Here is a 3,218-nt window from a genome sequence, read left to right on the forward strand (position 1 = left end):
GGGCGGGCCGGGCGGGATTCCGCGGCACGCGGCGCGGGGCGCGCGGCGCCGGGCCGGGGACCGGACGCCTGCGGACGATCGGACTGGGGACGGTCACCCTGCGGCCGCGCCGCCTGCGGGCGATCGGTCTGGGGACGATCGGTCTGGGGACGATCAGCCTGGGGTCGATCGGACTGCGGAGCCGCAGGTCGAGCCGCCTGCGGACGCGCCGGACCGGGCTTCGCTCCGGAGCGCGCGGGGCCGGGACGGGCACCGTCACCGTCGGCCTTCTTCGGCGTGTACGACTCCCTGAGCCGCCGCGCGACGGGGGCCTCGACAGTCGACGACGCCGACTTCACGAACTCCCCCTGCTCGCTCAGGCGAGCGAGTACTTCCTTGCTGGTGACACCGAGTTCCTTAGCCAACTCGTGCACGCGGGCCTTGCCTGCCACTACTCTCCTCACTGCGAGGTCGAGCGGCGACTGCTGGTCCCGCTGACCCCGGATTACCTATTCCGACGACAATTCATCGCTGGTGCTTCACGGTGTGCTCATGTCTGCAACTCGTTCCTGTCCTTTGGGGCCTGCTGACCTGCGTCAGGTCCTTCGGATCCGCGATCGGCCGAGCGCCATCCCGGTGCGGGATCGCGCAGTGCTCTCGACCGCTCCACAGTGTACCGCGCTACGCAAATCGTTCCTACCGGCCGCCCGATCCGCCCTCCGCCGGCAGTACCACCGCGTCGTCCACGAACCCCGACGCGAGCCGTAGCGCCCGCCGGAACGCGCCGCGGCGCCGGGCGAGGGCCAGGCACTCGGGGTCGGGATGCAGCCATGCACCCCGGCCGGGCAGTCGGTGCCGCTGGTCAACGACCACGGTGACGCCGCCCGGCGCAGACGCTTGCCCCGAAACAGGCACCGCGACCGTCCGCACCAGCGCAGCGGCCGCGGCGCGGCGGCGGCAGCCGATGCAGGTGCGGACTGGGCCTGCCGGCGCGTCCGACGTCGCCCCCGGCCCGCCTCCGGTCACTTCGGTCGGCTCGCCTCCGGTCACTTCGGTCGGCTCGCCTCCGCGTCGGAGCGGATGTCGATCCGCCAGCCCGTCAGCCGCGCGGCGAGCCGGGCGTTCTGGCCCTCCTTGCCGATGGCCAGCGACAGCTTGTAGTCGGGCACCACCACGCGGGCGGCGCGCTCCTTGGGATCCACGACCGTCACCGACACAACGGACGACGGCGACAGCGCGTTCCCCACGAACACCGCCGGGTCGTCGTCGTAGGAGATGATGTCGATCTTCTCACCGGCAAGCTCCGTCATCACGTTGCGCACGCGCTGCCCCATCGGGCCGATGCACGCGCCCTTCGCGTTGAGCCCGGGCACCGACGTGCGGACCGCGATCTTGGATCGGTGCCCGGCCTCGCGGGCGACGGACACGATCTCGACACTGCCGTCGGCGATCTCGGGGACCTCGAGCGCGAACAGCTTCTTCACCAGGTTCGGGTGGGTGCGCGAGAGCGTGATCTGCACGCCCCGCTGCCCGCGGCTGACACCGACGACGTAGAACTTGGTGCGCTCGCCGTGCTCGTAGCTCTCCCCCGGCACCTGCTCGGCGGGCGGCAGTACCGCGTCGTGGCCACCGTTCTCGGGACCCACGTGCACCACGACGAAGCCCTTGGCCTTCGCCCGCGCGTCGGCCTGCACGACCCCGCCCACGATCTCGCCCTCGTGCGCGGCGAACTCGCCGAAGCTGCGCTCGTTCTCTGCGTCGCGCAGACGCTGGGTGATCAGCTGCCGCGCCGAATCGGCCGCGATCCGGCCGAAGCCCTCGGGGGTGTCGTCCCACTCCGAGATGATGTTGCCGTCGGCGTCGAGTTCCTGCGCCATCACGCGGACCGCACCCGTCTTGCGGTCGACGTCGATGTAGGCGTGCGGCTGGTGCCCCTCGGTGTGCTTGTACGCGGTGATCAGAGCGACCTGGATGGCCTCGATGACGGTGTCGACGGAGATGTCCTTCTCCGCCTCGATCGCCTTGAGGGCGGCGATGTCGATATTCACTTGTCTCCTCTTTCGTGGGTGGTGGTCGCGGTGTCGGGGTCGTCTGCACCCGCGTCGTCGTCGCTGCCGTCGTCGAACTCGTCGTCGTCGCTGCCGTCACCCGCACCGATCACGGGACCCACGCCGGGGACGGGCCGGCCGGGCGCGACGCCGGACAGCTCGAGTTCGCGGCGGTCGGGCACGCCGAACTCGACCCGGACGGATGCCCTGCGCACGTCGGCCAGCGCGACGGTGCGGACGGTGGGGCCCTTGCGACGATCCGGGAGGACGACGGTGACCTCGGCCTCGTCGGGGGCGAGCTCACCGACGCGGGCCGATAGGTTCGTGCCGTCGGCCAGCTCGATCGCTGCCATGCGGCCGCGGGCGCGGCGCCAATGGCGGGGGGCGGTGAGCGGGCGCTCCGCACCCGGCGTGGTGACCTCGAGGGTGAACGCCTGCTTCCCGAAGTCGGGATCGTCGTCGATGGCGGCGGACACGGCGCGCGACAGCTCGGCGACATCGTCCAGAGAGGGGCCACCATCGGTGTCCACCACGACGGTCACGACCGATTTCGCGCCTGCCCGCGCCACGCGGATGCGCTCGAGGTCGTAGCCCGCCGCCTCGACCAGGGGGGTCACCGCCCGGCCGACCGTGATCTCGTCGAGTGCCATATAGCCGCCGCCTCCCCTGTGAAATTGTCGCGAGCCCGGACAGTCTACCCCGGCCGGGGGTGCCCGCCCACCTCCCCGACGGGGCAGCCGTCCGCTCACACAGCAGCGGAGACGGCGCCGTCAGGCCTCGTGCCTACTATTGGTCCTCGTGCCCGCCCTCGACCCGCTCACCGCCAGCCGCCGGATCCCCGGCTCCGCCACTCCGAGCCGCCGCCGGGTCCTCGCGCTGGCCGGCCTCGCCGTCGGCGCCCCGCTGCTACTGGCCGCGTGTGACTTCACCCCCGACCGCAGCGGCGATCCCACCGCCACGACGCTGACCACGCTCGCCGACCAGGCGCGCGGCGACGCCGCCACCGCCACCGCGCTGATCGCGACGGCCCCCGACCAGGCCGCGGCCTTGAAGCTGGTCGCCGACCAGCGGACCGCGCACGCGAAGGCGATCACCGACGAGCTGTCGCGGTACCTCGAGCAGCCGGCCCCGACACCCCGCCCGGCGGCGCCGGCTGCGACGGACGCGCTGGCGGCGCTGCTCGACCGCACC

General features: G+C 72.6%; 4 protein-coding genes and 1 pseudogene. 1 reads left to right on the plus strand and 4 read right to left on the minus strand.

The window, feature by feature from the left end:
• From ABD908_RS26925 to rimP, 4 genes are all read right to left on the minus strand, one after another.
• A partial coding sequence (locus tag ABD908_RS26925) for a translation initiation factor IF-2 N-terminal domain-containing protein (RefSeq protein ID WP_345001917.1) occupies positions 1-431 on the minus strand: 431 nt, incomplete at its 3' end.
• A 244-nt stretch (positions 432-675) separates the two neighbouring features.
• Positions 676-1,029, minus strand: coding sequence for a YlxR family protein (locus ABD908_RS26930; RefSeq protein ID WP_385921510.1), 354 nt, complete (start codon positions 1,027-1,029; stop codon positions 676-678).
• Entirely contained in the window at positions 1,026-2,027 is a 1,002-nt protein-coding gene (gene nusA / locus ABD908_RS26935) for a transcription termination factor NusA (RefSeq protein ID WP_345001919.1), read from the minus strand. The genes ABD908_RS26930 and nusA overlap by 4 nt, the downstream gene beginning before the upstream one ends.
• Positions 2,024-2,677 (minus strand): ribosome maturation factor RimP, encoded by a 654-nt coding sequence (rimP, locus tag ABD908_RS26940; RefSeq protein ID WP_345001921.1) that lies wholly within the window; start codon positions 2,675-2,677, stop codon positions 2,024-2,026. Before rimP ends, nusA begins: the two co-directional genes overlap by 4 nt.
• Before the next feature lie 148 nt (positions 2,678-2,825).
• On the opposite strand from rimP, the pseudogene ABD908_RS26945 reads away from it, so the two are divergent.
• Positions 2,826-3,218, plus strand: a pseudogene (locus tag ABD908_RS26945) (hypothetical protein); the annotation flags it as partial.

The sequence above is a fragment of the Tsukamurella soli genome (assembly GCF_039541155.1).
Classification (GTDB): domain Bacteria; phylum Actinomycetota; class Actinomycetes; order Mycobacteriales; family Mycobacteriaceae; genus Tsukamurella; species Tsukamurella soli.